This window comes from Flavitalea plasmicola (assembly GCF_030546645.1).
Lineage (GTDB): Bacteria > Bacteroidota > Bacteroidia > Chitinophagales > Chitinophagaceae > Puia.
The window spans coordinates 396,904-422,993 of the sequence record NZ_JAUOTO010000003.1 but is presented as its reverse complement, the minus strand read 5'-3'; the positions used below and the strand labels follow the sequence as shown (position 1 = coordinate 422,993).

20 protein-coding genes are annotated in these 26,090 nt (G+C 51.8%); 11 read left to right on the top strand and 9 right to left on the bottom strand.

Going from position 1 to position 26,090, the window contains the following annotated elements:
- Positions 1 to 2 precede the first annotated feature (2 nt).
- The 3 genes from Q4E93_RS11750 to Q4E93_RS11740 are packed head-to-tail and all read right to left on the bottom strand — an operon-like array spanning position 3 to position 6,426.
- On the bottom strand, positions 3 to 1,700 hold the full coding sequence (locus Q4E93_RS11750) for an alpha-L-fucosidase (RefSeq protein ID WP_303585362.1): 1,698 nt from the start codon (positions 1,698 to 1,700) through the stop codon (positions 3 to 5).
- Positions 1,701 to 1,712: 12 nt separating this feature from the next.
- Positions 1,713 to 3,257 carry a SusD/RagB family nutrient-binding outer membrane lipoprotein gene (locus Q4E93_RS11745; protein ID WP_303585360.1) on the bottom strand — a complete coding sequence of 515 codons (1,545 nt, stop codon included), beginning with the start codon at positions 3,255 to 3,257 and terminating at the stop codon, positions 1,713 to 1,715.
- Between the two features lie 25 nt (positions 3,258 to 3,282).
- Positions 3,283 to 6,426, bottom strand: coding sequence for a SusC/RagA family TonB-linked outer membrane protein (locus Q4E93_RS11740; protein ID WP_303585359.1), 3,144 nt, complete (start codon positions 6,424 to 6,426; stop codon positions 3,283 to 3,285).
- Between the two features lie 287 nt (positions 6,427 to 6,713).
- On the opposite strand from Q4E93_RS11740, the gene Q4E93_RS11735 reads away from it, so the two are divergent.
- From Q4E93_RS11735 to Q4E93_RS11705, 7 genes are all read left to right on the top strand, one after another.
- Positions 6,714 to 7,496 carry a DeoR/GlpR family DNA-binding transcription regulator gene (locus Q4E93_RS11735; RefSeq protein ID WP_303585358.1) on the top strand — a complete coding sequence of 261 codons (783 nt, stop codon included), beginning with the start codon at positions 6,714 to 6,716 and terminating at the stop codon, positions 7,494 to 7,496.
- A 66-nt stretch (positions 7,497 to 7,562) separates the two neighbouring features.
- Complete coding sequence (locus tag Q4E93_RS11730) at positions 7,563 to 10,298, top strand: alpha-L-rhamnosidase (RefSeq protein ID WP_303585357.1); 2,736 nt, start codon at positions 7,563 to 7,565, stop codon at positions 10,296 to 10,298.
- 102 nt (positions 10,299 to 10,400) lie between these two features.
- Entirely contained in the window at positions 10,401 to 10,853 is a 453-nt protein-coding gene (locus tag Q4E93_RS11725) for a MarR family winged helix-turn-helix transcriptional regulator (RefSeq protein WP_303585356.1), read from the top strand.
- 113 nt (positions 10,854 to 10,966) lie between these two features.
- Positions 10,967 to 11,998 carry a lipid A deacylase LpxR family protein gene (locus Q4E93_RS11720; RefSeq protein WP_303585354.1) on the top strand — a complete coding sequence of 344 codons (1,032 nt, stop codon included), beginning with the start codon at positions 10,967 to 10,969 and terminating at the stop codon, positions 11,996 to 11,998.
- A gap of 102 nt (positions 11,999 to 12,100) precedes the next feature.
- A complete protein-coding gene (locus Q4E93_RS11715; RefSeq protein ID WP_303585352.1) occupies positions 12,101 to 12,679 on the top strand; it encodes an outer membrane beta-barrel protein in 579 nt (192 codons plus the stop codon).
- A gap of 77 nt (positions 12,680 to 12,756) precedes the next feature.
- Positions 12,757 to 13,290 (top strand): YceI family protein, encoded by a 534-nt coding sequence (locus tag Q4E93_RS11710; protein WP_303585351.1) that lies wholly within the window; start codon positions 12,757 to 12,759, stop codon positions 13,288 to 13,290.
- 109 nt (positions 13,291 to 13,399) lie between these two features.
- Entirely contained in the window at positions 13,400 to 15,307 is a 1,908-nt protein-coding gene (locus tag Q4E93_RS11705) for an ABC-F family ATP-binding cassette domain-containing protein (RefSeq protein WP_303585350.1), read from the top strand.
- Here the strand turns inward: Q4E93_RS11705 and Q4E93_RS11700 are convergent.
- Positions 15,288 to 15,881 carry a methyltransferase family protein gene (locus tag Q4E93_RS11700; RefSeq protein WP_303585348.1) on the bottom strand — a complete coding sequence of 198 codons (594 nt, stop codon included), beginning with the start codon at positions 15,879 to 15,881 and terminating at the stop codon, positions 15,288 to 15,290. The two genes, Q4E93_RS11705 and Q4E93_RS11700, sit on opposite strands and share 20 nt — an antisense overlap.
- A gap of 63 nt (positions 15,882 to 15,944) precedes the next feature.
- On the opposite strand from Q4E93_RS11700, the gene Q4E93_RS11695 reads away from it, so the two are divergent.
- Positions 15,945 to 17,441: a M28 family peptidase gene (locus Q4E93_RS11695; protein ID WP_303585346.1), complete on the top strand. Its 1,497-nt coding sequence runs from the start codon at positions 15,945 to 15,947 to the stop codon at positions 17,439 to 17,441.
- Between the two features lies 1 nt (position 17,442).
- Here Q4E93_RS11695 and Q4E93_RS11690 read toward each other — a convergent pair whose 3' ends face one another.
- Positions 17,443 to 18,396 carry a class I SAM-dependent methyltransferase gene (locus tag Q4E93_RS11690; RefSeq protein WP_303585344.1) on the bottom strand — a complete coding sequence of 318 codons (954 nt, stop codon included), beginning with the start codon at positions 18,394 to 18,396 and terminating at the stop codon, positions 17,443 to 17,445.
- A gap of 75 nt (positions 18,397 to 18,471) precedes the next feature.
- Entirely contained in the window at positions 18,472 to 19,197 is a 726-nt protein-coding gene (locus Q4E93_RS11685) for a DUF4197 domain-containing protein (protein ID WP_303585342.1), read from the bottom strand.
- A gap of 102 nt (positions 19,198 to 19,299) precedes the next feature.
- On the opposite strand from Q4E93_RS11685, the gene Q4E93_RS11680 reads away from it, so the two are divergent.
- From Q4E93_RS11680 to bamJ, 3 genes are all read left to right on the top strand, one after another.
- Positions 19,300 to 19,638, top strand: a complete 339-nt coding sequence (locus Q4E93_RS11680; protein WP_303585340.1) for a hypothetical protein — start codon at positions 19,300 to 19,302, stop codon at positions 19,636 to 19,638.
- Positions 19,639 to 19,722: 84 nt separating this feature from the next.
- Positions 19,723 to 20,502 (top strand): TlpA family protein disulfide reductase, encoded by a 780-nt coding sequence (locus Q4E93_RS11675; protein WP_303585338.1) that lies wholly within the window; start codon positions 19,723 to 19,725, stop codon positions 20,500 to 20,502.
- Between the two features lie 70 nt (positions 20,503 to 20,572).
- A complete protein-coding gene (gene bamJ / locus Q4E93_RS11670) occupies positions 20,573 to 21,313 on the top strand; it encodes a BamJ family beta-barrel-assembly machinery protein (protein ID WP_368501870.1) in 741 nt (246 codons plus the stop codon).
- A gap of 39 nt (positions 21,314 to 21,352) precedes the next feature.
- Here bamJ and Q4E93_RS11665 read toward each other — a convergent pair whose 3' ends face one another.
- The 3 genes from Q4E93_RS11665 to Q4E93_RS11655 all read right to left on the bottom strand — a co-directional run bounded on the left by Q4E93_RS11665 (position 21,353) and on the right by Q4E93_RS11655 (position 25,970).
- Positions 21,353 to 23,155 carry a DUF4139 domain-containing protein gene (locus Q4E93_RS11665; protein ID WP_303585336.1) on the bottom strand — a complete coding sequence of 601 codons (1,803 nt, stop codon included), beginning with the start codon at positions 23,153 to 23,155 and terminating at the stop codon, positions 21,353 to 21,355.
- Between the two features lie 85 nt (positions 23,156 to 23,240).
- A complete protein-coding gene (gene glgP, locus Q4E93_RS11660) occupies positions 23,241 to 24,896 on the bottom strand; it encodes an alpha-glucan family phosphorylase (RefSeq protein ID WP_303585335.1) in 1,656 nt (551 codons plus the stop codon).
- Positions 24,897 to 25,001: 105 nt separating this feature from the next.
- The gene (locus Q4E93_RS11655) at positions 25,002 to 25,970 is read right to left on the bottom strand and encodes a hypothetical protein (protein WP_303585334.1); all 969 of its coding nucleotides are present in this window, start codon (positions 25,968 to 25,970) and stop codon (positions 25,002 to 25,004) included.
- Between the last annotated feature and the right edge of the window lie 120 nt (positions 25,971 to 26,090).

Sequence of the window (26,090 nt, the reverse complement as noted above, 5' to 3'; positions counted from 1 at the left end):
TGTTATTGATGACGGGCGGTCCCAGGCTTGTAGATCCTGTCCTCCCCATTGATCTCCACCTGGCGGTACTCGACGACCGCCCGGTATTCATATTGTCTGTCAGGCCGGGCATGCTGCTCCCGGAGCTGAAATGTGCCATCGGCATGGAGGCTCACCCAGGCCGTTGCCGTCCAGGGTGCTGCGTATAAGGTTTCCACCTGGCCCGCGTAGGGACGATAATAAAAACGGGCTCTCTTAGCCAAGGATCGCTTGTTGCCGAAGACCTTTCCCGAGAAAAGAACGCCTTCCTTCGTCGTCTTCCCGTCCAGGGTGCGTACCTCCACCGCTTCATCGAATGCCGCATCGATATGCTCCAGCTTTATTACGACGGGGTTCGGCCATCGATGATCGTCATAGACGCGTTGTGCTTTCACCACCGACAGTTCCAGGCGCTCTCCCACTTGCCGGAAACGGCAGCCGACATCATCCCGCTTGTATTCGATGATCCGGCTGTTCTGCCCCAATACGCTGACGCGTGTCTCCGGGCCCGCCTTCACAGAATGCAGACGAAAAGTCTTTCTCTCTCCTTCTTTCCATTCACCGGTGACGATAGCATAGCAGGTATGTGCATCCCGGGCGGTGAACCAGACCCCATTTTCCCGGCTGACGACCCAGCTGCGGACGCTGTCCATGCATTCGTGGTTGATGAAATACCAGGCAGCCATTTCACGCAATCTGTCTTCCTGCTCGAAAGGCAACGAACCGTCAGCTTTCGGACCGACGTTCAGCAGCAGAGATCCTCCTTTTGCCCTGGCTTCAATGGCCAACCGGATCAGCTGGTCGCCGGATTTGTACCTTTCATTGGTGGGTTGATATTGCCAGGCGGTTCCCATGGTGATACAGGATAGCCAGGGATCCATGCTCCTTTCCCCGGGCAACACCTGTTCAGGCGTCTTCATTGCGCCGCGTGTGATCAGCAGGTCAGGCTGCAATCGCCAGCAGGTGTTCTTCACGACCTCTTTGGGCGTGCCGTCGATGAACAGCACGTCCACCTTCCCATACCTGGTCATCAGCTCTTCGCATTGGCGCCGCGTATAGTCGTCATATGCCTGCCGGATAGTGTCATCCATCTTCACGTCTGTCCGGCTGATGGGGATGTGGTGCTGGTGAAGGAACCAGAAATCCTCGGGAGAAAAATAAAACCCTACTCCCAGCCCTGCCGCACGCGTGGCTTCCGTATAAGCCTGAAGCAGGTCTGCATGATAGGGCGTATTCATGATATTGAAAGGACTCGTCTTCGTGTCCCACATGCAAAAGCCCGAATGGTGCTTGGTGGTAAATACGAGGTATTTCATGCCGGCCAGCTTCGCCAGCGTAGCGATTTCACGGGGCGAAAAGAGGGCTGGATCAAAAGTACGGGGCAGCTGGCTGAAATATCTTTCCACATAGTCGTCGGAAGCGCCTACCAGCGAATGGCTGATGACTATACCCAGCTGGGCATCCACCCCGAAGTGGATAAAAAGTCCTGCGCCGGTGTTGCGGAACCACTCCACCCTTTCCGGCTTGTTGAGGTTGTAGTCGCTGGCCTGGTCGTCGCGGACGGTGTCATTCTGTGCGACGGCAAACAGGGGCATCAGTAGAAGAAAGAGGGCAGAGAACTGCCCTCTTTTTAGATTACCAAAACTCAGCGTGCTTATGAGAAAATAAAAAAGCCTGTTCATGTGCGCACATTATCATTTATCCCACCAGATATGGGTCATCAGATCGTCGGCTCCCTGGCGGGCGATAGCCGCCTTTAAATTTGCGCCGTTGAGGCTTTGCTCGGTGACGGGATACAGACATCTTCTGAAGATCTTTCCCCCCGTTGCGTTGCCTGTATAATTATTGCCCACGAGCGCAGGGTAACCGGTGCGGCGATAGCTGCTATAGGCTTCCGTAGCATCCGGGAAGATGCTCACCCAGAATTGAGTATACACCTGCTGCATCTGCGCATCGAAGGTGCCGGCCGTATTCAGCGGGTTGGCGGATACATAGGCGTTGATCGCCCCCGGGCTTATAGTTCCGTCGGCACCGGCAATGATCGACCAGTTGCGCAGGGCGGCCTGCACGCCAAGGGTGTACAGGGCGGCAGCGGTCGAACCGCTGTACCAACCGCGCAAAGCCGCTTCGGTCAGCAGGAAATAGGATTCTGCCGCAGAGAACACCAGTTGGTTGGAACTCAGCTTCAGGACGGTCTTGGGGTTGGGCTCGGAAAAAGTGACAAAATTGGCGGGTTTGGTGTATTGGATATTCGCAGGCATACCTTTCTGAATAGCGACGGAAGTGTCCGTAACGCCAGGCGAAGTATATACCACGGAGATGATCGGCAGCCGGGGATCGTTGGTGGATTGGAGATAGTTGATCCAAACGTCCTGGTATTTGCCGCCTTCCGCGTTACTGTTGCCGTCCTGGGCAATGTAGTCGCTATTCCAGAGGTTGTATGCCATGGGGTTCTGGTTGATCACCTGGCCGGCTGCGAGATACGGCATTTTGGCAATGTCGGCATCCTGCGTAATTACCCCTCCGGTGATCGCTTTAGTCGCCCAGCTTTGTGCCAAGGCGATATCCACCTTGGTCATGCGCATGGCCAGACGCAGCATCAGTGAGTAGGCGAATTTCTTCCACTGCGCGGTGTTGCCGTTGTAGATGAGGTCAGCCGATCCGAAAGTTGGTTTGGAGGCATCGAGACTTTGCGCGGCGGCATCCAGCTCGGACAGCATGTTGGCGTAGATGGCTTGCTGGGCATCATAAGCAGGGGTGAATAGAGAAGAGTCATACCCCAACCCCGCCTGGGAGTAAGGAATGTCCCCATACAGGTCCGTAAGGCGGGAAAAGCAGAAGACCCGCCAGATCCGGGCTGACGCCAGCATGTTCACCTTGGCCGGATCACTTTTTACGGCCTTTATCACGATGCCCAGCTCGTTGATCTCATCGGGATAGGCTGCATTAAAGGCGCCGAAGGTCTGCTGGACCTGGGCGGCTACGTATTTGGAGCCGAAACCCGCCACATCATTGTAGCTGGTGGTGTATTGCATGGTCCCTTGCAGGAGATACATCGTGCTGCCGCCATAGGTGCCCGAAGCATTGCCCATGCCGTCATACAATGCTTTGGTAAAGACATACGCAGGGATGGGTGCCGAAACGGCATCCGGGTTGGTATTTTCTGCAACAAAGTTCTTGGTGCAGGATGTCTGCGCCAGGATACATAGTCCAAGAAGAGCGCTTATATGTAATTTCATATTCATTGCTGTTTGAAGTAATCAATTAAAATTTCAACGACAGGTTGAGCCCATAGGAACGGGTCCTGGGCAGACCGATGGATTCGAAGCCCTGGGCGTTGCTGTTAGTAAGGCTTTGTTCCGGATCGAAGTTCTTTGTCTTCCTGTACAGGATGAACAGGTTGCGGGCAACGAACCCGATGTTGGCAGACTGGAGCCTGCCGAGATGCCATTTGCTGATGGGCAGGTTGTAGCTGGCGATCACCTGGCGCAGTTTGACAAAGCTGCCGTCGTGCACGAACAGGTCCGAATATGTTTTATAGTTGTCGTAATAAACCCGGAGGCCGGATATGGGAACAGTCCTGGCGTATTTATTGCCCGCCTGATCCACGCCATTTACAGTGAGACCATTTTCCCGTCCTTTCAGCGTGGATTTCAACTTGCCCATACGGGTGGCATAGACCTCGAAGATGGAGAATATCTTATTCCCGAACTTACCGTCAATGAGGAAGCTGAAGCCAAAACGTTTATAATGGAACTCATTGGTCAGGCCCATGGTCCAGGGCGCCACGCTCTTGCCGAGATTATGCGAAGGCGCTATAACGGGAAGACCGCTGGTGGCATTGAAGACGGTGTCGCCATTGGCATTTTTCAGCATGCTGGTGCCTACCAGCATACCGAAGGGCTGCCCGACAATATGCTGAAGGGTGGTATAGCCGTTTACGCTTTGAGCCACGGGGAAAGAGGTCAATCCCGGCGCCAGCTGTATTACCTTATTATTGTTGTAAGCCACATTGTAGCTGACATTCCAGCTGAAATCGCCCATTTTAATGGGCGTACCGGTGAGCAGCATTTCAATTCCTTTATTGTTCAGCTGACCTATGTTGAGATAGGCTGCGCTATAGCCGGAGGTCGTGGAGATGGTCGTCGGAAGGATCTCGTTGGTAGTCTTCCGGTTGTAATACGTAACATCCAACCCCAACCTGTGATTCAGCATGCTGAGCTCGAACCCTGCCTCGTAGGTCGTGGAGGTAAAAGGCTTTAGATCGGGATTGGAGATGATGTTCGTAAAAGCGTTGGGATCCGGCGTCACGCTCTGCAAAGGCTGGCCGGAGCTGGGAACGCTGCTGTAGGTCAGGTTGATGGCGTAAGGGTCCGGTGCGCCGCCGCCCACCTTTGCCCAGGAGCCCCTGATCTTCGCCAGGTTGAATATGGCCGGCAGACTCACCGCATCAGACAGGATGAAGCTGCCTCCGATGCTGGGATAAAAAACGCCGTAATGCTTTGGGCTCAGCGTGGAGAACCAGTCCTTACGGCCGGTGAAGCTGAGGAAGAAGAGACTCTTATAATCGAGGTCCACTGAGCCGAAGGCCGAATTCGTGGTTAAATGTGAAGTAAATGGCGTTACGGAGGAAGTGGACAGGTTGGTAAAAGAATAGAAATAGGGAATGGTAAAGTTCAGCCCGGAAAGGGTCAGCTGCTGGTTCCGGAACTTACGGCTGTTGGCGCCGCCCATCACCGCAATACCGAAGTCATCCCCGACACGGGTGTTATAGGTAGTCGTGAACAGCGCGTTGGTTTCCGATACATCGGATTTCACCCCGGCATATTGCCCGGTGAGCACGTACAGGGTGCCGGTCGGCATGATATTGGTGTAATTATAGTTGTAAAAATCACGGCTCACCGTGCCCTTGAACACCAGGTTGGGCAGCAGCTTGTAGGAAAGCGAAGCCTGACCGAGAAAGCGGTTCTTGGTATCATTTTCCTGGAACTTATTCTGGACGAAATACCCGTTGGAGGCGATGGGGGCATCGTTCCACGGTGTTTCATTACCCAATGAATCGTAGCCGGGTGCGAGCCAGCGTACGTCAGCGGTATTGGCTATTTCCAGGGGAACCCAGTTGGGATTGCCGAGGGCGTCGCCGGCGCTGGTGCGGTTATGCCCCACCTCCAGGTTATACTGGGCCAGGGCGTCCAGCGAAAGCTTATCGGTCAGCCGGCTGTTGACGGCAAGGTTGAACGTCTTGCGGTCTATGGTCGTTCTCGGGAGGATGCCCTTGCTGTTGAGATCGGATGCGCTGAACCGGTAGGTGGTAAATTCGTTGCCGCCGGACAAGGCGATGGTATTGGTAAGGGTTTTACCCGTGTGATAATAGTTCTGGAAATTGTTCTTTTGGGCAGTGTAAGGATGCGTTTTACCGTCCACGCCGACATAGTCCGTGGAGCCGTCGATCTTCGCACCCCAGGAACGGCGCCCGGTGTTCCGGGAAGCCCCGATGTCCGTCGGTTTTTTACCCCCGTCGCCCTGCCCGTATTCGAATTGATAATCGGGGATCACCGCAACATTCTCCAGTGTTCCTGTTGTATTGTATTCCAGACCGACGCCTTTTTGTGTACGGCCCTTTTTAGTGGTGATCAGGATGACGCCATTGCTGGCACGGGAACCGTATAACGCCGAGGCCGTACCGCCTTTCAGGACGGTGATGGATTCGATGTCGTCGGGATTGATATCTCCGATGCCATCGCCGCGGTCCACATTGAAAGTGATGCCGTTGACAGTGGGAGCACCACCAGGCACAGAGTTATCGATCGGCATCCCGTTGACCACATACAACGGTTGGTTTTCGCCGAAACTGCCATTCCCCCGGATAGTGACGCGGCTGCTGCCACCGGGTCCTGTGGAAATACCTACGGCGTTGACACCGGCGACCTTACCGGTGAGCGCATTGGCAATATTATTCTCACGCGCCTGGGTAAATTCAGATCCTTTTACTTCGGTGACTGAGTAACCCAGTGATTTCTTCTGACGGCTGATGCCCAGCGCCGTCACCACTACTTCATTGAGGCTGGACCGGCTGCCTTCCAGGGTAATGGACAATACGGCCTGCCCGGGTTGAACCTCCACCTGCTTACTGCTGAAACCAATGGAACTGATCTCCAGCGTACGGGCAGTGACATCGGCAGGTATTACCAGGGTAAAGCTGCCCGAAGCATCGGTGGCCGTAGCGATTTTCTTATTGGCGACAAGAACAACAGTAGCGCCCGCAATGGGCAATCCATCGGATACACTGCGAACAGTACCATTGATGCGGAGAGATTTGGCGTCCTGCGCCTGGGCATGACTGGCCGGGATCGCCAGTAGACAGCAGATCAGCAGGCTGCCCAAGACTTTCGGGTGGAATCTTTTCATTGTGCAGTAGTTTTAGTTAGTGATGGGATAGTTGCGACTATTTTGCAAAATCCTCCCCGAATTTATCATTTTAATCCGAAAATGAAAAAAATACTGCAAATATTTTGCATAATAAGGCTGGATAGCCAATTATTAACCGAAAGTTTGCGGATTTTACCCTTACCTTTTATAGCCGGACTTTCATTTATTAAGCAAAACCCGTATCATTGCAGATCGGAAGGCTGGAAAGCATTGCAATTTTGCAAATACTGCAAATTTTTAAGAAGCCAGAAAACAGTTTTTTCATTATGACAAAGATCAAGGCGAATGGCAATGTGGGCGTATCGCTGCCGAAAAAAGAACGGAAAATGCTGATCCTCAAGCAGGTGAACATACATACACGGCTGATGTTCAATGACCTCGTTAACCTGATCGACGTTTCCGAGGATACGATCCGCCGGGATGTGAATGAATTGGCGGAAGAGGGGCAGGTGATCCGGATAAAAGGAGGCGTGATGTCGGGGGCCTACCACATCGGACATGATTCGGAGACCTATGCACAATCCAATAAGCTGGTGATCGCAGAAAAGGCAATAGAGCTGCTGCGGGATGACATGATCGTCCTCATTGGTGGCGGAACGACCATACGTGAATTCATCAAGCGCATACCCAATAAGCTGCGGGCCACCTTTATTACGGTGAATGTGCTGACGGCCGTGGAATTACTGGACAAACCAATGATCAAGACGATCATGATCGGCGGACAGATCTCCGCGTATAGCCAGATGACTGTCAGTGGAGAGGTCTTCGAATATCTTGCGGACATCAAGGCAGACCTTTGCATCCTGGGCACCAACGCCATCGACTACGGCAACGGGCTTACCGACTCTGACTGGGAAACGATCCAGGTGAAGAAAGCGATGATCAAGGCGGCAGAGAAAGTTGCTATCCTGGCTATTTCCGAAAAGCTGAACTCCACCATGCAAATGAAGATCGCGGATATTGACGAGATCCATTATCTGCTCACGGAGCTGCCCCCTGACAGCGCGGAATTGCAGGCTTACAGGTCCAAAAATCTCACTATTCTTTAATTGTCTGTTTTCCAGGATGGTACATGATGGTTGTACCGCTATATTTGCTGTCTCAACTACAGCACCATGATCAAATTTGCTTGCTCCCTGGCTATGCTACAGCTACTTTGCCTTCTGTCCTTTGCCCAGGTAAAGCCAGGGCATCTCCTGACTGAAAATCTTTCCAACCCCATTGGCCTGGATGTCCGGCAACCCCGGTTCAGCTGGCAGCTTTCAGGTCCCGAAAGGGGGCTGCAGCAGACAGCTTTTGAGATAAAGGTCACCAGGGGCGGAAAAGAAGTGGTCTGGAGCTCCGGCAAAATAAGTTCCGATCAATCCTTATGGGTACCTTATGCCGGAACACCTTTGGTATCCGGCACCCGTTATTACTGGCAGGTACGCATATGGGATAATAAAGGCCGTGGCACAGGCTGGAGCGACCCGGCCTGGTGGCAGACCGCTTTATTCGCCCCGCAGCAGGATTATGTGGCAAAGTGGATAAGCCCCGGCTATGAAGAGCCCTCGTCGCGCCCCAGCCCGCTGTTCCGGAAAGAATTTACATCTGCTAACTCCGTGGAATCTGCCACCGCCTATATCACGGCTCACGGATTGTATGAAGCGCAGCTGAACGGTCGTCCTATCGGTGATGGCTGTCTGCAGCCAGGATGGACCTCCTACCTCAAACGGCTGCAATACCAGACCTATGATGTGACATCGCTCATCCGTAGTGGCCGTAATGCGCTGGGCGTAACGCTGGCCAGTGGCTGGTACAGGGGGTACATCGGATTCGAACGGCAAAAAGATTTTTATGGCAAGGATATTTCATTGCTGCTGCAGCTGGTGATCAAATATAAAGACGGCAGCACCGAGACCATTGTCTCCGACGGCAGCTGGAAATCTTCCACCGGTGCGATCAGGAGTGCGGAGATCTATCACGGGGAGACGATCGACGCACGGGAAGAGAAGGCAGGATGGGCCTTGCCGGGCTATGATGATAAGGATTGGAGCGGTGTGCGGGTAGCGGCATTCCCCATGAACAATCTTGTCGCCACGCATAGTGAGCCGGTGAGAAAACAGGAGGTCTTCCATCCCAAAGGGATCTTCAACAGTCCTGCCGGCGACCAGCTGGTCGACTTTGGTCAGAACCTGGTGGGCCATGTGGTGCTTAAAGCCAATGGAAAAGCCGGAGACCGTATTATCATCTCCCACGCGGAAGTGCTCGACAAAACAGGAAATTTCTATACGGAGAATCTCCGCAGCGCCAGGGCCAGCGATACCTTTATTCTGAAAGGAGGCGGTGAGGAAGTATTCGAGCCGCGCTTTACCTTTCATGGTTTCCGTTATATCCGCGTGGAAGGATATCCCGGCAAATTGGCCACGGACGATCTGCAGGCAGTGGCTTTGTATTCAGACATGACGAAGACAGGATATTTTCACTGCTCGGATGCCCTCATCAATCAATTGCAGCACAATATCCAGTGGGGGCAACGGGGCAACTTCCTGGACGTACCCACCGATTGCCCGCAGCGGGACGAGCGGCTGGGATGGACCGGGGATGCACAGGTGTTCTCCCGGACAGCAGCCTATAACATGGGCGTGGATAATTTTTTCACCAAATGGCTAAAGGACGTAGCAGCAGACCAATCACCTGCGGGCGCCATACCTTTTGTCATCCCCAATGTGCTGGGCAACGGCGCCAGCGCAGGCTGGGCAGACGTGGGCACCGTAATACCGTGGAACCTTTACCTCGCATACGGTGACCAGCGCGTGCTGGAAGACCAGTATCCTTCCATGAAGGCCTGGGTGGAATATATGCGGTCGCAGAGCAGGAACGATCTCTGGAACACAGGGTTCCATTTCGGGGACTGGCTTTTCTACCGGCCATTCGACGACAATGACGGCCGCTCGGCAGTGACGGATAAATACCTCATCGCTCAATGCTTTTACGCGCACAGCACGCAGCTGCTCATCAATGCAGCCAGGGTGTTGAATAAAAAAGAAGAGGTCGCCGCTTATGAACAGCTGCTGAAGCGGATCAAAGCCGCCTTCACAAGGGAATACATGACGCCCAATGGCAGGTTGGTTTCCGGCACACAGACAGCCTATGTACTGGCCCTGCAGTTCGACATGCTCCCTGATTCACTGCAAATGCAGGCGGCGAGGAGACTGGCGGATAATGTAAAAGATTATGATTATCACCTTACCACCGGTTTTTTGGGCACGCCGTATCTCTGCCATGTCCTGAGCAGGTGGGGTTTTACAGATGTAGCCTACCGGCTGCTGATGCAGGAAAGCTATCCTTCCTGGCTTTATCCGGTGAAGATGGGTGCTACCACCATTTGGGAAAGATGGGATGGGATCAGGCCTGACGGCAGCTTTGAAAACGCAGGCATGAACTCTTTTAACCATTATTCCTACGGGGCCATCGGCGACTGGATGTATCGCTTCGTGGCCGGAGTGGACACTTATGAGGACGGGGCAGGCTATAAGCATAGCATGATCTATCCGCATCCCGGGGGCGGGTTGAAAGAGGCAGAGGCCAGGCTCCAGACGGGCTATGGCGAGCTGGTCTCCCACTGGCGCCGGGATAAGGATTCTTTATTACTGGATGTCACCATACCTGCCAATACCAGCTCCACCGTTTATATCCCGGCCCCGGAAGGCGGACTGGTGACGGAGAGCGGGCACCTGCTGGGAAATGTGAAGGAGATAAAAGTGGCTGGGGTGGGCAGAGGATATCTGATGCTGAGCCTGGGGTCCGGAACCTACCATTTTGCCGTGAAAGAGGACGAGCAGCAGGCAGGGGCAGAAAAAGGAAAATAGTGCTTCACCACCGAAATAATGCTTCACGGCCAGAAATAAATTTCTGGCCGTGAACTTTTCCAAATACACACTTGTATATACAATAGTCGTTAAAACATCATTATGCCCCGGCAAAAGCCCAAACAGGTAGAAGAACAGGATGCGCCATGGAAACTGGCCGTAACAGGTATCCTGAAAACCGGGTATTGGATAAGCGATCGCCTGAACGAGACGGTCAAACCCTTCGGGATCTCCGAACAGCAGTTGAATGTCCTGTTCATATTAAAAAAATGTGGCAAGACCTGCAACCTCTGCCATGTGCAGGAACAGATGTTCCACAAAATGAGCAATGCCACCAGGCTGGTGGAAAAGCTGCGGGTAAAAGGACTGGTTACCAGGGACATCGATGAGAACAATCGCAGACGGGTAGACATTTCCATTACGGCAAAAGGCCTTGCTTTTTTGGATAAAATCGAATCCAAACTAAAAGAAGGTCATCAATGTTACTATGAGAATAAATTGACGGACCAGGAACATATATTATTGGCAGGTCTCCTGGAAAAATTCAGAAAGTAAATTTTTTTTCCTCAATTGTTGTATATACAATAGTTGGGAAAAAAGGAATAGTATAAACAATAGAAAGGCTTTTTCGATGCAGCAATCAATTAAAGAATCAAACATGACAGGCTATGAAACAATTTTTACGTTGTATGACCACCCTGCTGCTATCAGCAGGGTGCGTAGGAGGTGAGGCGCTTCTTGCGCAGGAAGCGCCCACCTTTTTGTTCCGCATTTATGAGGACAATGATTTTATCAATACCCGGGGAGCAGGGACCGACAACGCTTACACGAATGGTACCCGGATCGATCTGTTCTACACAAAGCAGCATCCCTCCCGCAACGCCATTGACAGGCTTCTGCCGAAAGCAGGCGCCAGCAGCATGGACGTGTATGGGTGGGGTATCATGCAGCTGATGTTCACGCCGAATGATATCAGCACGCCGGACTATCAACCGGACGACTACCCTTATTCGGGCGCCCTTGTTGCTACCCACACGCTTTATTCGTATAATGCCGACAAAAAATTCGACTGGCAGACGGAACTGGTGGCAGGCGTCATTGGTCCGGCTTCGTTTGCAGCGGAGACGCAGACCTTTATTCACCGGCTGATCCATTACCAGCGGCCCATGGGGTGGGCGCACCAGTTCAGGAACGACTTGCTGCTCAACATCAATATGACGGCAGAAAAGCAGCTGGCGGCCTCGGGCCATACCCTGGAAGTTATCGGCGGCGCCCAGGTCTTCGCCGGAACGATGATGAACGGCATGGCATTTTACCCATTGATCCGGATAGGGAAAATGAACCCCTATTTCCAGGGTTACATGCGTCAATACGGCGGTCGCAGCACCGACGGCGGAAGGAGAAAAAAATGGCAGGCATACCTTATCCTCAAACCAGAGGCGCAGATCATTTTCACCAATGCTTTATTGGAAGGCGGCATGTTCACCGGCAATCCCAATACCCGGTATGGCCACCCGGGCAAATCAACTGCCCCCCTACCCTATAGAGCGCTGCGGAATTGGATGTATGGAATAAATTATGGGGCAGTTGTCTCGTCAGGAAATTTCAGCATCTCTTTTACCCAAAATACTTCTTCGCCGGCGATGAAAGGTCTTTACAGCCACGAGGTGGGAAATATTTCTGTATTTTTTTCGTGGTAACCGAACTTTTTCCAGCCGGCATCGTTGATTATACCAACTACTACGACCGACGAATAACAGACAGGAACAGATAAGTATTTAGAACCATAAAACAATAGAAAAATGAAAACGAAACACAAGCTCGGCCTAGCCGCATTAGCATTCTTAGGATTTTTAGCGTACGCCGGAAAGGCGAAAGCGCAGGAGGCCCCCAAAACCGCAAAACAGGAATTCAGATTGAGCGTAGGACCCGAGGTCGGACTGCCGATTGGAAGTCTTAAAGACAGCTACAACTGGAATCTGGGAGGGTCGGTGCAGGCAGACATTCCCATCGTACAGAGCCTGTACGTCACCGTGAACGCAGGGTACAACAATTTCTTCATCAAGGACGAACTCAAGCAGCTGGGCGGTAAGAATATGCAGCTGATACCCGTGAGGGCAGGTCTGAAGTATTTTCCCGTGGGAGATATCTTCTATGTGCAGGGAGACGCAGGCGTTTCCTTCCTGGCTAACAAGTCCGACCTGCAGGCGGACAAATCCACCGCATTCGTCTATGCGCCTCAGATCGGCGCATTGCTGAAGCTGGCTCCGAAGAACTATCTCGACATCGGCTTCCGTTGGGAAAGCACCGCCTCCTTTTACGACGGGGGTTCTTATGCAAATTTCCTGGGGCTGAGAGTAGCCTATTCCTTCGGTTTATAATAATTTAACAATCCTGTCCGGGCAGTCCCGGACAGGATTTATCAATTTTCCCTTAACTTAGTGTTTAAACATTAACTATGGCAGCAACCAAATGGATACTGGATCCAACCCATTCAGAAGTTGAGTTCAAGGTAAAGCATATGATGATCTCCACCGTCAGCGGCAAGTTCACGCAGTTCGAGGCTGACGTTCAGACGGAAGAGGAGGATTTTACGACAGCCAAGGTCAATTTTACCATCGACGTGAATTCCATTACCACCGGTAACGAGCAGCGGGACGGTCATTTGAAAGCCCCTGATTTTTTCGAGACCGCCAAATTCCCCCAGATCAGGTTCACAGCCACGAAATATGAAAATGTGGATAACGACGGATCTTATGAAATTTATGGAGACCTCACCATCCGGGACGTTACCAGGCAGGTAAAACTGGATGCCGAGTTCGGCGGCGTGATAAAGGATCCCTGGGGCAATACCCGCGCGGGCATCACGGTCAGCGGAAAGATCAACCGCAAAGAGTTCGGCCTGCAATTTCACGCCGTTACAGAAGCCGGCAATATTGTCCTCAGCGACGAAGTCCGTATCCATGTTGGGCTGGAATTCATTAAAGCGTAGTCACAAGCTACAAGCTTCAAGCTACAAGCAGCGTTTTTGTAAGCCGCTGGGGCCTAAATAAGTCCCGCTTGCGGCTTGCAGCTTGTCGCTTGTAGCTTATCTTTGCGGGATGCATTATGTTTCTGTCGAAGGTTTGAGCAAATCGTACGGTGTTAAGCCCCTTTTCAGCAATATCAGCTTCCACATCGAAGAGGGCGATAAAATAGCGATCATAGCACGCAATGGCAGCGGCAAGTCTACCCTGCTGAAGATATTGTCCGGCAATGAGACGGCCGACAGCGGCACCGTATGGGTGCATAAGGACGTCACAGTGGCTTTGTTCGAGCAGGAACCTGTATTCATGGAGGACAAGTCCATCCTGGACAATATCTTCCATCATAATCATCCTGTCATCAATGCCATCCGCGAATACGAGAAGGTCAGTGAGGAAGGGGATGTGGACAAGCTGACGGACGCCATCGTAAAGCTGGACGAGCTGAATGCCTGGGATTTCGACACGAAGGTCAAACAGATATTGGGCAAGCTGAACATCCACCACCTGCAGCAGCTGGCCGGAACTTTGTCCGGGGGACAGCGCAAGCGGGTAGCCCTGGCTAAGACGCTCATCGACATCGGCTTCGAGCATAAGCACGTGCTCCTGATCATGGATGAGCCCACCAACCACCTGGACGTGGAAATGGTGGAATGGCTGGAACATTATCTCAACCAGGAAAAGGTCACCCTGTTGCTGGTGACCCATGACCGCTATTTCCTGGACGCCGTATGTAACGAGATTTACGAGATAGACGGCAGCGACCTGCATACCTATAAAGGTAATTACGAGAATTACCTGGAAAAGAAAGCGGCCCGGATGGAAAATGAAGCGGCCAGCATCGACAAGGCCCGTAATACATACCGCAAAGAGCTGGAATGGATGCGCAAGCAGCCCAAGGCCCGGACCACCAAGAGCAAGAGCCGGCAGGATAATTTTTATGTAGTGGAGGCCAAGGCCAAACAACGCATAGAAGACCAGCAGGTGGAATTGCAGGTGAAGATGAACCGCCTGGGAGGAAAGATCGCCGAGCTGAAGAAAGTGTATAAAAGCTTTGGCGAAAAAGTGCTTCTAAAAGGGTTTGATTACACCTTCAAAAAGGGGGAACGCCTGGGCGTCGTCGGCAAGAACGGCGTAGGCAAATCCACCTTCATCAATATCCTGCAAGGCATCGAACAGCCTGACAGTGGCAAAGTAAACATCGGCGAGACCGTGATCTTCGGCAATTATTCGCAGGGAGGACTCGTCATCAAGGAAGACATGCGGGTAATCGAATATGTAAAGAACATTGCGGAAGTATTCCCGCTCGCGAACGGCGGATCGCTCAGCGCAGCGCAGTTCCTGAATCTCTTCCTGTTTCCGCCCGAACAACAATATACTTATATCTCCAAGCTCAGCGGCGGTGAAAAGCGAAGGCTTCATCTGCTGTCCATCCTTTTTCGCAATCCTAACTTCCTGGTGCTGGACGAGCCAACCAATGACCTCGACCTGCCTACCTTAGGGGTGCTGGAAAATTTCTTAAGCGAATTCCAGGGATGCCTGCTCATTGTTTCGCACGACCGCTATTTTATGGACAAGCTGGTGGACCATCTGCTGGTGCTGGAAGGCAACGGCGTCGTCCGGGATTTCCCGGGCAATTATTCGCAATACCGCGCCGCAGAGCGGGATCTTGGAACAACGTCTGTCGGACGCGAGATCACCAGCAACAATGGCGACAATTCTTCGGACCAGCCCCCTGCCGCCCCAGCCCCGGCCGCAGCCACCGAAAAAAGGAAATTATCCTACAAAGAAAAAAGAGAGCTGGAGGGCCTGGATAAGGACATCGCACAATTGACGGAAGAAAAAAAGCTGGTGACGGAAAGGCTCAACAGCGGCGGCACTCCTTTCGATGAGCTGCAAAAGCTTTCCCTTCGCATTGGCGAGATCGACCGGCTGCTGGATGAGAAAGAAATGCGTTGGCTGGAGCTCAGCGAAGCCGAAAACTAGGGATCAGCATGGGCGTATGGCGACGATAGTCCGCATACTGCCGGCCAAAGATCCGCAGAAGCTTCCGTTCTTCCAGGCGTATGCCGATGAGCGTATACACCGTAATGGCCAGGCAGGCTATAAAATTATTCAGCAAAGGAAAAAAGAGGAACACGGACCAGACCATGGCCAATGTCCCCAGGTAAAGAGGATGACGTACATATGTGTGGATGCCCGTCAGTTCCAGCACCGGGTCTTTATCTTCGCCAAAGATCACTTTCACCCCACTGAGATTAACAAAATATTTCCGGATGCTTACCATCATCAGCACGACGCCGGGGAGGCCAATGGCAAGACCCGCCAGGTATTTCAATATAGGAAAGGAAGCAAGCTCGCGGCTCTTGATGGAGAATTGCACTGCCAGGACGGCGCCCAGGCTTAGTAACGCAAGAAGCGAATATATTAGCCGGTAGTACCTGCCCTGCCCTCCCAGCAGGATGGCGCCATATCTTTTGCACAGGGGCGTGGCCATCCAACTGTGCAAAAGGCCGAACAGGCCCCACGACATCAATAGTATCCAATGATCTGCATTCACACGTGCCAGGTTATCGACGAATATACTTTATATTTGGATTTGTCTTAAAAATTACCCAGCTCCATGAACCGCCTCTTTTTATTGTTTTCCCTCCTGAGCGCCCATTTTACACATGCCCAGGAAATATCTGATCCCTCGCCTTTCGCCAATGTCATCACCGCGGAAGACCTGAAAACGCATTTGTACAAGGTGGCCAGTAAGGAATTCGAAGGCAGGGAGACGGGCACGGAAGGTCAGCGAAAGGCAGCCGCCTATATAGAGGATCAGTTCAAAGCGCTGGGATTACAGCCTGGGAATAAACTGGGTTATCAATTGTACTATCCCATCTTCCATGATTCACTTACAAAAGCCTCCATTGAGGTCAACGGGCAGGTATTCCATAATTTCGAGGACCTTTCCGTCTTCAGCCTGGTGAATCATACTGCCACGATCTATGGCAGTGAAGTAGTGTTTGTGGGCACCGGGTTCAGCGATTCCACGAGGAATGATTACAATGGCCTGGATGTCCGGGGTAAGATCGTGCTGATACTAACCGACCTGCCAGGGGGCGCACGCCCTGGCTCCGGCGGCAGAAGAGGGCTTATGAACTGGCAGGAAACGGCCCTGAACAACGGGGCTGCAGCCATACTGGTCGTGCGGCAGGGATATCCACAAAAATTCCGCGCATCCGATAACTCGCCCTACCTGAATGGCTTTAAGAAAGTCATCCTGCCCAATACATTCTTTATTTCTGATAAGGTCGCGGAGGCCATCATGGGCAAAGATTACGAGGCCGCCACATCCGGCAGGATCCAAACAGGGACCTACCAGGCCGACGTGGTGCTGGACTTTGCAAAAACCATCGTCGCCGAACACAGCAGCGATGTACTGGGCCTGCTGGAAGGCAGCGACCTGAAAGATCAGTTTGTCGTGCTCTCCGCCCATTATGATCATCTGGGCAGACGGGACAGCGTCATCTATTATGGCGCCGATGACGACGGATCCGGCACGGTCAGTATACTGCAGTTGGCAAAAGCCTTTGCAAAGGCCAAAGCTGACGGTAAAGGTCCGCGGCGGAGCATTCTTTTCCTCGCCAATTCCGGGGAAGAAAAAGGCCTCTGGGGATCAGAGTACTACTCGGAGCATCCGGCTTATCCCCTGGAGCAAACGACGGTGGACCTGAACATCGATATGATCGGGCGCATCGATCCCAATCGTAAGAAAGGAGATTCCACGAACTACGTATATGTGGTCGGGGACGACAAACTTAGCTCGGATCTGAAGAAGATCAGCGAGGCCCAGAATAAAAAGCACATTAAGCTGGAGCTGGATTATAAGTTCAATGACCCCTCCGACCCGCAGCACATTTACTATCGCAGCGACCATTATAACTTCGCCCGCAAGGGAGTGCCCATCATCTTTTATTTCGACGGCATCCACAAGGATTACCATCGTCCCTCGGATACACCCGACAAGATCAACTATGATCTGATGGAAAGGCGGGCCCGGCTGGTGTTCTACACCGCCTGGGAGATGGCCAACCGTAACGACATGCTGAAAAGGGATATACCGTTGAACTGATCTATTTCGTGATCTTATAGCACCAGCGGAATAATTTGCCCTGAAAGTCAAAAGGGGTTGTAGCGTTGGTAATGTCCTTGATGGATGAAGCGGCGATCTTCTCCGCCTCCAGCTGGAATTTCCGGGAATTCGTGCTAAAGAACAACAGTCCGCCCGGCTTCATGGCATGGAGGGTCTTATTCAATAATTCCGGATGATCGCGCTGTATGTCCAGAAAATCCTTCATCCTTTTACTGTTACTGAAGGTTGGCGGATCCATCACTACCAGGTCGTAAAACCCGGCAGGCGCTTCATCCAGCCATTGTTTAACATCTGCGTGAATGAAATTGCACACCGGGCCTTGGCCGCTGCCAGGTTTATTAAGGGCCATATTTTCTTCAGCCCAGCCGAGGTAGGTCTTCGAGAGATCGACCGAGTCCACCTGAACGGCGCCTCCCGCGGCCGCGTAAACCGAGAAGGAGCCCGTATAGCAGAAAAGGTTCAGCATTTTCTTGTCCTTCGACGCTTCCCGCACCATGCCACGGGTGATCCGGTGATCCAGGAAAAGGCCCGTGTCCAGGTAATCCGTCAGGTTGACCCTGAAAGAAAGCCCAGCTTCTTTCACCACGAAAAATTCCTGTTCGCTGGCCAGCTTTTCATACTGTCCCTGTCTACCGGCCTTGCGCTGCCGCTGCCGCCAGTAGATGGTCTCGTCGGGGATGCCTAGTATCTCGCTGATCACCGGCAGACAGGACTCCAGCCAGGCTTCATGTTCTTCTTCGGTCATGCCATGCCGGCGACGGTATTCCGCCAGGTAGACCTTATCCTCATACAACTCGATGCAAAAAGGGAACTCGGGCAGGTCGTGGTCGTAGATACGGTAGCAGGAGACGGACTGGCGTCCCGCCAGCCGGGAAGTGTGGCGGAAGGTCTTCGTCAGCCTGTTCCGGAACATCTGTAATTTTTCTGGTTGCATACACCAATGATACAGGCCCCGGAGCATCAGGGATGCTGCCGGGGCCTGCGGCGAAGTTACGTCTTCCTTCCTATATTATTTACCGAATACTTTTTTCAGCAGGTCTGTGACCTGGGCCGCCGGATTCTTACGAATATTCTTTTCTTCCTGCGCTACATAGTAGAACACGCCGTCCATGGCCTTGCCCGTGGCATAAGAGGACAGGTCCGGATTTACTTTCGACACCAGGGGAAGCTTATTATAAGTTTCAAACACCGTCTTCCAATACCTTGTCGCGCCCGTCTTTTGCAGGGACGTATCGATCACGGGACGGAAAGCGGCTGTCAGCTGTGTCGTCGTGGATTTACGGAGATAAGAAGTTGCGGCGGTATCTGGTCCTTTCAGGATACCTACACCGTCCTGCACGCTCATGCCCTTAATGGCGTTTAAAAATATGGGTGCGGCGGATTTTGCGGCGTCCTCTGCTGCCCTGTTCAGGCTGAGAATGGCATCGTCCACCTGCTTGCCGAAGCCTGCGCTGCGTAAAGCTTTTTCCACTTTCGCTGCTTCGGGAGGAAGAAGGATCTTTACGGCTGCGTCCTTAAAGAATCCATCCACGGCCGAAAGCTTATCGCCACTCTTCTTAGCCCCTTGTGACAAAGCTTCTTTCAAGCCGGCTACGATGTCATCCGAGCTTAAAGATCCGCTCTTGCCACCTTTTAAAGAATTCAATGCATTTTTAGCGCCACCCAGCAGGCCCTGCGCATCTGCCATAAGAAAAGAACAAAGGGATAACAAAACAACGGAGGTAATTTTCTTCATAATGGATATTTTTCAAATTTCTAATTTCTAACGGTTAAAAATAGCGCAACAAATTGGTAAAGTAATGTTATATTAGAGTGCCTGAGGACGACCTTTTCCATATTGACGCTCTTATCCTGGCTGCTGCTCCTTTACGGCAGGATCCTGCAGTATCAATCCTGCCGCATCACTCCTTTGTCCACTTCGCCCGCCCTGGCTTGCGATTGCCAGAAACAGGTCCCCGAAGCGAGCACAACGAACAAACAGCACAGCACGGAAAATTCCGTTTTCAAGCCAAGGCCTGAGGAAATTTTCATGGCCCTTGCATCGCCGTCTCCCGACGACGCCATCGGCCTGCTCCTTCCAGGCAGCGCAGACAAATCATACCTGGTCGTTGCCGGGCATACCGGAGCCATCTTCCAACCTCCCCGGGGAAACGTCTTCTTTCCCTTATTTATTTGACGTGACTACAACAATTTTCGCGGTTTGGGCGAGGCTTCCTGTGCCTGCGCCTATGCGCGCCTATTTATTAAAAACTCATTAATTATGAAGCCTTCATTTTCATATATAGCCTTATTTATTTATACCCTTCTGTGCATCTCCTGCCATCATCAGCTGTCCCCCCAGGGACCGGCATTCGCCAACCTCGAAGTAAATGACGCGCATGGGAATCCCCAATTATTAGGTAAGACCTCGCGGGAAAGATTGGAACAGCCGCCGTATAGAGATTGGTTCATGAAAAGCTACGATGCCTACCCCATCGACTCGATAACAGCAGCAAGGCTCCGGGCAGGACTGGCGGGCAAACATCTGATCGTCTTTTTGGGTACCTGGTGCGGCGACAGCAGAAGGGAAGTACCCCGTTTGTTCAAGCTGCTCGACTGTTGTGGTATAGCGTCGTCTGCCGTGGACATCGTGACGGTCAGCAATTCGGATAGTTTGTACAAACAGAGTCCCAACCATGAGGAGAAGGGGCTCAATATCTTCAGGGTACCCGATTTCATCGTTCTGGACAAGGGTCGGGAGATAGGCAGGATCGTAGAGTCACCAGTGGTTTCCCTGGAAAAGGACCTGCTATCCATTGTATCGGGAGCGCCCTATACGCCCCACTACCAGGGAGGGGCACTACTGGCGGATGTATTCCGCCGGGGACAGCTGGGGAAGGTGAAAGCCCATCTGCCGGAGTTGATAGAAAGACTGAGGCCGCTGGTCAGCTCACCCGGGGAGCTGACTTCCTATGCCAAAGTATTGCAGACTTCGGGAGAGCCTGAGAAGGCGGAGCTGGTCCGGGAACTAAACAGCAGACTGTTCCCGGCCGGGAAGTGAGGTACTACCCTTTTTGCCAAGAAACCGCTATCTTGCGTGACAAATTTGGCAAATCTTTAAAAAATCAAATATGATCGTAAGAAAGAATCTTGTTGTCTCGATGCTTTCCCTGTCCGCTTGTCTGCCGGCGATGGCCCAGACAACGGTGAAGAAATCCGTCCCGGCCTCCCATGCAGGTGGCGCTAAATCCGCCTCCGCACCCGCCACCAGCCTCAGGACGACGCAGGACTCCCTTAGCTATGCCATCGGGATCAGCGTGGCAAATTTCTACAAGCAGCAGAACATCACCAATATCAACACATCCCTGGTTGTAAAGGCCATTAATGACGTGAATAAGAAAGTCAAGCCGTTGATGGACGAACAGCAGTGTAATACTACCATCGTAAATTATATGCAAAAGGCCAAGGCTGAAAAGTCAGCCGGCACCAAGAAGATCGGCGAAGAGTTCCTGGCCGCCAATAAGACCAAGCCCGGTGTCGTCACGCTGCCCAGCGGACTGCAATACACCGTCCTGAAAGAGGGCACCGGCCCCAAGCCCGGTCCTACCGACAAAGTAAAGGTCCATTATCATGGTACCCTGATCGACGGACGGGTGTTCGATAGCTCTGTCGACAGAGGTCAGCCTATCGAGCTGTCGGTGAACGGCGTCATACCCGGCTGGACAGAAGCATTGCAGCTGATGCCGGTGGGCAGCAAATGGAAGCTTTTTATTCCATCCAACCTGGCGTATGGAGATCAGCAGGCCGGTCAATTGATCGCGCCCGGTTCTACCTTGATCTTCGACGTGGAGCTGCTGGACATAGTTAAATAAATAAAAAAAAACCGGGCATTTGAAATGCCCGGTTTTTTTTCAATTGATATTTACTGTTTTTTCCTTCGGATATTTGATACTGTAGCTGACACGAAATTTTTTTGTCTCGCCCGGGGCCAGGTCCATCTGCCAGGTAAGCACGCCGGTCTCTCTGTTCACCGCCGCTCCGCCGCTTTCGATCAGCTCTTCTTCGATGTCCTTACTGGAGCTGATGGGGTATTGGTCCTTCAGCAACATCTGCACCTTTTCTTTTTTATTGTTTCGTACCGTAAGCTCGTAAGTGAAGATCTGTTTTTTATTGCTGCCAAGAAATTTCACGCTGCTGTAGTTCACCAGCTTTTCTTTTTTCACCACTACTCTTTTGTCCCGGCCCAGCGTGAGGTTCAGCGTGTCCTGCGTAGAACTGGGATCTATGAAGGATTTGCCTATATTGGCTCCTTCCACGATGATATTGGCATCGCCGGGCAACAGGTTGAGCTTTTCCCATCCTGAGATACCCCCTAGTAGATAAGCTTCCTTATCCACCCTGGGAGCCGAATAATACTGATAGAAGCAGGGAACCTTATATTCTTTCAGCACCACTCCCTGCTCCTTTCCATTGGCAGGAACATCGTAGGGCAGATCGATATCGAATGTGACATCCATCTGGTTATCGCTGACGGAAACGTAGTCCCCCAGCTCTTCTTTCAATGTTATGATCATGGCTCCCTCAGCCGCGCGCGACCCATAAATGGCGGTGGCTTCAGCCCCTTTCAGCACATCGATCTTCTTGATGGCCCGGGGATCGATATTTTTATAAGCGGCAGCGTCGACAGGACTGCCGTTGACGATGTACAAGGGCGCTGTGCGCTCCTTTTGATCTTCTTCCACCTTTTCTTTGGCATAACCTGTTACGACTACTTCGTTCAGGCTGCCGTTGGCGGCACCAGTGGAATGGTTATTAAGATAGTAAGCGCCTGCTCCGCGGATACGGAAAGGGTCGACAAATTGCAGGAACCACGTCTTTAGAATGGGCGCATTGCCCCCCTGTCCGGGTTGAGAGGTCGATAGGGTCAGCTTTATTTTTTTCCAGTCCAGTCCAGTAGTTTGCGCCAGCCTGGCTTTGTACAGGATGCGGATAGGCTCGTTGACATTGTCCACTTTCAGGTCGTAGAAGGGCGTCCAGGAGGCGGCGGTGGTCAAATAGCTGACGGTGAAGTCGACAACGCCTGATACCGGACTCTGCAACAGCAGCGTGAGGCGCCCTCCCGTTTTGCCATTCTTTTTTTCTTCTTCTTTGATCTGATTTTCCAGCCTTCCGATCAACTGCTTACATTTATCACTTTTTTCACCGTAACCATTTATCTCTGTATTCAGCTCGATGGTCTTTTGCTTATAATAATCCACCATTTTTGACAGCTCCGCTACGGAGAGACCATTGGAACCCGTGATGCTCTTATTGGCCGTCAGCACATCCAGCAGTGCATTGTCGCTCCGGATCAGCACATCCAGTCTGGCAAGCTCCTTCTTTATAGTTTCTGCGGAGTCGCGAAGCCGTTTGACGAAAGGGCTGGAGGATTCCGGTTTCAGGTATTCAGTGGAAAAGGCCACGGACATGATCGTTACACTGCCCGTACAGCTGACGCGCAGACTGGCGACGTCGATCGAGCTGCTGATATCGCCGATGATGAGCTCGCTGCTGCCCTGTGGAAGGGTAGCGCTGGCGGTATGGATAAGCTCCGCACCATTGCGGTAAATGGTAGCGGATTTCAGCGAGGAAGGGACTATTTCCTTTCCTTCGGAAGCATAGGCCGGGCCGATAGATATGGCCAGGCCAAACAGTAAGGCGGATACACGATGCATACGATTGATTTGTACACCAGATGCAGGGATCCGCCTGATTACATAAATTTTCCTTATTCTTTTGGTTTGTCTACGGTTACTATATCTATTTGTACAACAGATCGTAATACTCGGCTGCCATCCTGCCCGCGTCAAACTGGTAGCGAACATCCCTCATTCCATTCTTTGCGATCTGGCGCCAGGTGTCATAATTATCATAATACAATGGAAGCATCTGTTGCTGCAGGATCTCGTAGAGCTTATTATAGTCATAATCGTCCTGCTGTTCCACGTGCATATTGGCATAATCCCCTTTCGGTACGACAAAGCCATTGTTGCCATGATTGATGAATTCAGGTATCCATCCATCGTCGGTGGAAAAATTGACGGCCCCGTTCATAGCGGCTGTCATGCCGCTGGTGCCGGACGCTTCACGCGGTACGCGGGGATTATTCAGCCAGCAGTCGGCAGCCTGCTTGAGCCGCTTGGATAAAGACAGCTCATATCCGATGACTACTGCCACATTCTTATATCCCTTGCTGAGGTGCACGAGATGATTGAATTCATTGATGGCGGGATAGTCCATGGGATAGGGTTTGCCCGCCCAGATGATCTGGACGGGATATCGGGTGTCGCTGATCAGCTTGTTAAAGCGATCCATATCACGGGTGAGGAACCCGGCCCTTTTATAGCCTGCAAAACGACGGGCCCAGACAATAGTGAACACATTCGGATCGAAGATCTTACCCGTCTGATCGGCGACGAGCTCGAAGGCCCTTTTTTTCATGTATCGTTTGCGGTCGTCCCACCAATAGTCATTGCCTTCTTCCATTTTCCGGTACAGCTCCTTGTCGGCCCAATAGCGCCAGTTCTGCGCGTTGGTGATCGAGATGATGGGACATATATTGGTGTACTTGCTCCACATGGCCCTGGATACGTCTCCGTGCAGTTTGGATACGCCATTAGCCAGATGGGCAAATCGCAGCGCTACGAGGGAATGATTGAAGGCATCGTCCTCGATGCCTGTCAGCTTACGGACCTCGTCGACGCTGAGACCGCAGAAGTAGCTCATCTTGTGACAAAGGTAAATATCGTGCTTTTCGTTGCCGGCTTCCTCAGGCGTGTGGGTAGTGAATACGAGCCTCTTCTTTACTTCAGCGATGTCATGGTTGTATTTCTTATACAGATGGAAGGCAGCGCTGATGGCATGGGCTTCGTTGAAATGGTAGAGGTCCGGATTGAACCCCAGTTCATCCACCAGCTGCGCCCCCCCTACTCCCAATAAAATGAACTGCGCCACTTTGGTCGCCACGTTGGCGTCATAGAGGCGATGCGTAATGGTCTGCGAGACATAATCATTTTCCGGAAGATCGGTGCTCAGCAAAAACAAAGGAGCGCTTTTAAACGTCTCCGGGTTGAGGTAAAACACCTTCACCCAAACGGGATGCTCATGGATAATGACCTGGTATTTTATACCTGTATCCTCCAGGAAGCTGTATTGTTTCTCCATCCAGGTCACTTGCAGGGTCTGATCCTGGTTGCGCGCCTGGTCATAGTATCCGTATTTCCACAAAATGCCGATGTTAATCATATTCTGCCTCAGCTCGTAAGCGCTGCGGAGATGTGAGCCGGCCAGGAAACCCAGGCCGCCGCTGTAGATCTTTAGTGGCTGATGCACCGCGAATTCCATAGAAAAATAAGCCACTTTCTTTGAATAGCGCTCGTCTATCGTATAGGGAACAGTAAAATTTTTAAAACTCATAGCAATTCCATATTATTTTAGTCATGTTTCAGGCATGTATTAAGTACGCAATATAACGGATAATCATGAATTGAATTGTCCGGATAAGTTGCCCATCTGACCGTATCATCCTTTTTTCTTCGGTGGCTTGGGTTTAGGCGCTGCGCGGCGGTCGAAATAACCTTCAAAAGAACATTTAATATCCCGGTGGTTGCCGCATCCTTCCACCTCCTTCATGGAGACTCCGGAGGGGTTGAAGGTGAGATCCACCGTGCAGGGGTCTCCGCCGGACCGGAAACGGGCCGTATTGGCGGATATGAATCTGGCTTCGCCTTTCAGCTCGCCCTTGCAGGTGCCTTCGGCTTTTTCGAAGTGAATGAAAAAGAGGATACGGGAAGGATCCTTGCCGTCTCGGACTGAGATGATATTCCTTTTGTCCTGTATATAGTCTCCCGTGAATTTATGTTTATGTGGAAGCGTATCGATGGGGTTATAGATGGGGGGGATCTTTGTTTTTGTTTCATTCGATTCGGTCAGGATCAGCACAAACCCGGTCTCTTCATTGAAGATATAGGCATCCCTTTTATAATAATTCTGTCCATCAGATGCTTTCCGCTGATGGGTAAGGGTAAGGGTATATTTGGCGTCCATGACGACGATGCCGCTGCCCGCGGATTCATTGTCGGAATAGAGGACGGGCCGCGCCGCTGCAAATTTGTTCTGCCGGGTAAAGCAAACGATATACAACGCTTTCCGGGACGCTGTGGACGCTTTGACAAAAAGGTATGTCTCGCTTTTGGGGACGTTGATCTTGCCGATGGCATATAGTCTCGGCTTCAGCTCTTTCCCGAAGAGCTTTGTCAGCACGGTGTCCGGGACAAGCTGTGTAAATACTTTATAGCTGATGATGGAACCTTCCGCCTCTTTCCGGCGCAGGATGGTATCCGTCACCTGGTAGGGCAGTTTCAGGGGTTGGAAGAATTCTACAAAATCGTGCCCATCTACTTTTTCGTCATCCCCGGCAAGGGAGGTTTTTTTGCTCTTACAGGAGAAGATCAGGGCAGCCAGCACGACCAGCAACAAGAATTTGTTCATACTAACATCTTTGAAATACTACCGGTGTTAAAAATAAACATTCGCGGCAACAAGGCGCTATTTTTCCTGTTATTTATCATTTTTTAATTTTAGATTTGTCTAAATTTAAATTTAGACCTA